Below are 5,254 nucleotides of genomic sequence, written 5' to 3'. Positions count from 1 at the left end.
CCGGAGCTTCATGCCGCCGCCAGCACATCGCCGCCATTCTCCGCCGGCCCGCCGTCGAAGGTGGTGACGACACCGCCGGCCTTCTCGATGATCGGGATGAGCGCGACGATGTCGTAAGGCTTCAGGCCGGGATCCGTGACGATGTCGACGCTGCCCGAGGCGATCATGGCGAAGGCATAGCAGTCGGCGCCGTAGCGGGCGAGTTGGACCTGTTTCTCGAACGCGTCATAGCGCGTGCGCGCTTCGCCCTTGAACAATGCCGGCGTGGTGGTGAACAGCGTCGCCTCATCGAGTTTTGTCGTCTTGCGGGTCGACAGTTTTCGCGGACCGCCCGGTCCCTCGTAATGCGAGCCGGATCCATTGGCGTAGAACAGCTCGCCGGTGAAGGGCTGCGCCATCATGCCGGCAACCGCGTCGCCGTCGACCGTCAACCCGACCAGCGTCCCCCACACCGGCAGGCCGGAGATGAAGGCGCGCGTGCCGTCGATCGGATCGATAACCCAGACATGCCGGCTGGAGATGTTCTCGCTGCCGTGCTCTTCGCCCAGGATACCGTGATCGGGATACTCGGCCGATATCAGCGCCCGGATGGCGCGCTCGGCCTCGCGGTCGGCCTCGGTGACCGGATCGAAACTGCCCTTTTCCTTGTTGGCGACCGCGCCTTGGGCGCGAAAGCGCGGCAAGGTCTCAGCCGCTGCCGCTTGCGCGATACGGCGCATGAAATCGACGCTGATGTCCAACTGATTCTCCCGCGTTGCAGCATGCCCAGACAGTCGTTTGCCGTCACTTTCGTGCCAAAACAAGGGTGTTCGAGAATTTTCCGGCAGCGACACCTGTTGCTGAAATGTCACGTTTCTGTCAACGAAACGCAATTTCCACATCACTCTGAATTAAAAAAGCCTGAACGTCGCTTGACATTTGTGCGCTGCACAATACCCTCATTCTCGGATAGGGTTTCCTGTCCATGCCCTCCTTGGGCGTTTCCTCCCTAGACTTCGACCGTATCGTGCAAACGATGCGGTCTTTTTTTCAGCCGCTCCCGAAGCGTACCGCCCAAAACCACACGAGGGATCTTCGGGCAGTCGCACGCATGGAACAAGGCGTGATCTTCACTCCGCGGCCAGCGGCAGGTCGATGAAATGGTGATCCGGCATCGCCATCAGGTCGGCCGAAAATCGCGTCAGATCGTCGGCCAGCGCGTCGAAGCCGCCGGCTTTCTCGAATGTCCGCTCATTCATGTAGAGCCCGCGATTGACCTCGATCTGCAGCGCATGCAGATGACGCGCCGGGCGGCCGTAATGTTCCGTGATGAAACCGCCGGCATAAGGCTTGTTGTGAGCAACGGTATAGCCCATCGCGGTCAATAGGCCGATCGCGGTTTCGGTCAGGGCCGCGGTGGCCGAGATGCCGAAACGGTCGCCGATGATGAAATCCGGCCGCAGCCCGTTGTCGCCGACACGGATGCTCGCCGGCATCGAATGGCAGTCGATCAGCACGGCAAAGCCGAAACGGGCGTGGGTCCGGGTCAAAAGCCGCTTCAGCGTTTCGTGATAAGGCTTGTAGACGGCTTCGATGCGGGCAACCGCCTCGGCGAGCGGCAAGCGGCCCGCATAGATGTCGAGCCCCTCGCCCACCAGCTTCGGCACGGTGCCGAGCCCGCCGGCCACGCGCGCGGAGCGGATGTTGCAGAAGGACGGCACCGGCTCGGCGAACATGCGCGGGTCGAGTTCCCATGGCTCGCGGTTGACATCGAGATAGGCACGCGGAAAATTTGCCGCCAACATCGGCGCACCCAGCGCCACGGCGCCGCCGAACAGCTCGTCGACATAGCAATCCTCCGAGCGGCGGATGGCGTTGCGATCGAGCCTTGCCATGGCAAGGAAGCGTTCAGGATAGTAGCGGCCGCTATGCGGTGAATTGAAGAGGAAGGGGACGCGCTGCTCGGCGCCCGACCGGATTTCGAAGGGTGGAAAGACCGAAAAATCCTCGGCTGCCGTCTTCAATTTGAACGAACCCGAAAACACCAGTGCATCATGGCATGAAACTGCCACCTTGCTGGCCGCATGTCCAGCATTTCAGCCGTCGTGCCGCTTGGCAAATGTGGGGCAAGCGCGTCGGTGTTCACTTGATGTTTACTCTCACCTCCTCATATACAGGATGGTTAACGGGCCTGCCCCTCGGCAGTCTCGGCGGGTGATTCGGACGGGACAACATGGCACGCATTCTTCTGGCGGAAGACGACGACGATATGCGTCGGTTCCTCGTCAAGGCGCTGGAGCGCGCCGGTTATCAGGTCAGCGATTTCGACAACGGCGCCAGCGCCTATGAGCGGCTGCGCGAAGAACCATTCTCGCTGCTTCTGACCGACATCGTCATGCCGGAGATGGACGGCATCGAATTGGCGCGCCGCGCCACCGAGATCGACCCCGACCTCAAGGTCATGTTCATCACCGGTTTCGCCGCCGTCGCGCTGAACCCGGATTCCAAGGCGCCGAAAGACGCCAAGGTGCTGTCCAAGCCCTTCCACCTGCGCGACCTCGTCAACGAGGTCGAGAAGATGCTGCACGCGGCCTGAGCCGCCTTCCGCAAGCCGCCGGGTCAGTCCACAGCCGCGGCGAGACGACGTGTTTTTCCTCTTTTCCTGCTATTGACGCGCCTGACCAAAAATGGTGTATGCGCGGCTTCGGATGGGCGTGTAGCTCAGCGGGAGAGCACTGCATTGACATTGCAGGGGTCACAGGTTCAATCCCTGTCATGCCCACCATCCAGATCCAAACCAGCTGAGTCGAAGAGATAGGGCGTAAGGCCTGGCCGCCGCTGCGTGCCCTGATTCCCCCACTGCCCTATTCCCTCATCGAATCATTGCGGTGTCGGGTCAGGCTATTCCCAGGCCTGTCAGCGAGTTTTGCGAAGGGGCAAGCCACAACACTCGAGTTGGCGGCCGCGGCCAACCTGTGTGCCACTCAGACGCCCGCGACGGCGCAGAGGCTCTTCATCCTGGCAACCGCCATCTCCGGGTCGGCCAGCAATCCAGCCTGATCGGCAAGGCGGAAGACTTCGGCATAATGGCGGATGCCGCGCGCCGACTGCATGCCACCGACCATCGCGAAATGGTCCTGGTGGCCGTTCAGCCAAGCCATGAAGACAATGCCGGCCTTGTAATATTCGGTCGGCGCCTCGAAGATTTTTCGCGACAGCGGCACGGTCGGCGCCATCAGCGCGTCGTAGCCGGCACGGTCGCCGTCAGCCAGCTTCGCCAGCGCCGCATTGGCAACCGGCGCGATCGCGTCGAAAATGCCGAGCAGCGCGTGCGAGTGGCGCTTGCCGTCTCCGGCGATCAGTTCGGGATAGTTGAAGTCGTCGCCGGTGAACATGACGACGCCGTCCGGCAGCCGGTTCCTAAGCGCCACCTCCTTGCCGGCGTCGAGCAGCGAAATTTTTATCCCTTCCACTTTTCCGGCGTGGCGTTCGATGATGGCGACGACGGTGTCGAGCGCGGCCTCGAAATTCCCGCTGCCCCAATAGCCTTTCAACGCCGGGTCGAACATGTCGCCCAGCCAGTGCAGGATGACCTTGCCGGAGGCCTGAGACAGGATGCGGTCGTAGACACGCGCATAGTCGTCCGGGCCCTTGGCGACGGCGGCCAGCGCGCGGCTGGCCATCATGATCGCCTTGCCGCCTTGCCCTTCGATGAAAGCGAACTGCTCCTCATAGGCGGCGATCACATCATCCAGTGTCCTGGCCGACGCCGGCGCCAGATGGTCGGTTCCGGCGCCCGAGGCGAGGTCGGCGTCAGCGACGGTCCTCGCCTCCGCGATTGATCGGCGGATCAATTCCCTCGCGCTCCGCCAATCGAAACCCATGCCGCGCTGCGACGTGTCCATCGCCTCGGCGATGCGGAAGCCGAGCCGCCAAAGATGATGGCGAAACGCCATCGTCCTATCCCAGTCGACAACCGGCCGCGACCATGGATCGGTCATTTCCAGGGGATCGGCGACGACATGCGCGGCGGCATAGGCGATGCGCGGGAACCGTGCGCCGATCACCGGCTGGACCGGCTGTCCGACAAGCGCGTAGCGTGTGCTGCGGCCACCCGCGCCGGGCAAGGCAATGTCCATCGATCTCTCCGTTTTCGGCATTTACTAAATGGAACGTTCCAATAAATCAAGAACCTTTAAGATTCGAAAGCGGCCGCCGACCAATGCTGCGTTGCAACACATGAAGCCTTGAATGGTATATCGTTGGACCACGTATGATCGCCTCGCTGGATCGAGAAAAAATCCCGATTGACTCATCCACGGAGCAGGGATTAGAACGTTCCAATAAATTCGATTGAGAAAACCGGGAGGAGACATCTGGATGGCCAGCCGCGCCAAGGCGACGATCTTCGACATCGCCCGCGAGGCAGGCGTGTCCAAATCGACGGTGTCGCTCGTGCTCCAGGGCAGCGGGCTGATCCGCCCCGAGACCGCGGTCAAGGTTCGCAAGGCGATCGAGGATGTCGGCTATGTCTACAATCGCGGCGCCGCCAATCTGCGCAAGGCCCATTCCAACGTCATCGGCATGGTCATCAACGATCTCACCAATCCGTTCTTCGCTGAACTGGCAGTGGGCATGGAGCGCGTCTTCCAGTCGGCCGGCATCGTGCCGTTCATCGCCAACACGGCGGAGAACCCGGTGCGCCAGGAAGAAGTGTTGAAATCGCTGATGGAGCAAGGCGTCGCCGGCCTCATCGTCTCGCCGGCGCGCGGCACCACGCCGGGTGCCTTCCGGCGGCTGGAGATGGCGGGCGTTCCGGTCGTCTTCGCCATGCGCCGCTTGCCGGAAAGCCGCATCCCGGTGATCACGCCCGATAATCATCGTGGCGCCTATCTCGCCACCGCTCATCTCGTCGGCAAGGGGCATCGCCGCCTGGCCTTCTTCGGCGGCTCGTCCGACCTCATCGTCTATCATGAGCGCTTGGGCGGCTTTCGCGAAGCCTGCGAAACGCTTGGCATAGACCCCCGCGACGCGCTCATCATCGAGGGCGAGACCAACCGCAAGGGCGGCATGGCCTGCCTGGAGACGTCGCTCGCAATGGCCGAGCCGCCAACGGCGGCGCTCTGCTTCAACGATGCCGTCGCCTTCGGTGTCATGCTGGCGCTGCGCAAACGCGGACTTGAGCCGGGCGCGGATTTCGCCGTCGTCGGCTTCGACGATGTGGTCGAGGCCGAACATTACATGCCGGCGCTAACCAGCGTCGCGGTGGACTCCG

General features: G+C 62.5%; 5 protein-coding genes and 1 tRNA gene. 3 read left to right on the top strand and 3 right to left on the bottom strand.

Annotation, left to right across the window (positions count from 1 at the left end; translation table 11 throughout):
• Positions 1-8: 8 nt before the first annotated feature.
• Both hisN and EOA36_RS26780 read right to left on the bottom strand, forming a co-directional pair.
• The gene (gene hisN / locus EOA36_RS26785; protein ID WP_127280120.1) at positions 9-740 is read right to left on the bottom strand and encodes a histidinol-phosphatase; all 732 of its coding nucleotides are present in this window, start codon (positions 738-740) and stop codon (positions 9-11) included.
• Positions 741-1,109: 369 nt separating this feature from the next.
• Positions 1,110-2,051 (bottom strand): N-formylglutamate amidohydrolase, encoded by a 942-nt coding sequence (locus EOA36_RS26780; protein WP_127280119.1) that lies wholly within the window; start codon positions 2,049-2,051, stop codon positions 1,110-1,112.
• A 161-nt stretch (positions 2,052-2,212) separates the two neighbouring features.
• Between EOA36_RS26780 and EOA36_RS26775 the strand changes: the two genes are divergently transcribed.
• Both EOA36_RS26775 and EOA36_RS26770 read left to right on the top strand, forming a co-directional pair.
• On the top strand, positions 2,213-2,575 hold the full coding sequence (locus tag EOA36_RS26775) for a response regulator (protein ID WP_010911372.1): 363 nt from the start codon (positions 2,213-2,215) through the stop codon (positions 2,573-2,575).
• Between the two features lie 114 nt (positions 2,576-2,689).
• A tRNA-Val gene (locus EOA36_RS26770) sits at positions 2,690-2,764 on the top strand.
• Positions 2,765-2,963: 199 nt separating this feature from the next.
• Here EOA36_RS26770 and EOA36_RS26765 read toward each other — a convergent pair.
• Complete coding sequence (locus EOA36_RS26765; protein WP_127280118.1) at positions 2,964-4,118, bottom strand: dihydrodipicolinate synthase family protein; 1,155 nt, start codon at positions 4,116-4,118, stop codon at positions 2,964-2,966.
• A 241-nt stretch (positions 4,119-4,359) separates the two neighbouring features.
• Here EOA36_RS26765 and EOA36_RS26760 point away from each other — a divergent pair.
• The coding region (locus EOA36_RS26760; protein WP_127280117.1) for a LacI family DNA-binding transcriptional regulator at positions 4,360-5,254 on the top strand (895 nt) is incomplete at its 3' end.

It is taken from the genome of Mesorhizobium sp. M8A.F.Ca.ET.021.01.1.1 (assembly GCF_003998025.1).
GTDB lineage: Bacteria > Pseudomonadota > Alphaproteobacteria > Rhizobiales > Rhizobiaceae > Mesorhizobium.
This window is presented reverse-complemented; position numbering and strand designations above follow the sequence as displayed.

What these genes read in the sequence shown, in the direction of transcription:
- EOA36_RS26775 (WP_010911372.1), top strand. Translation starts at nt 2,213, where the DNA reads ATGGCACGCATTCTTCTGGCGGAAGACGACGACGATATGCGTCGGTTC.
- EOA36_RS26765 (WP_127280118.1), bottom strand. Translation starts at nt 4,118, where the DNA reads ATGGACATTGCCTTGCCCGGCGCGGGTGGCCGCAGCACACGCTACGCG.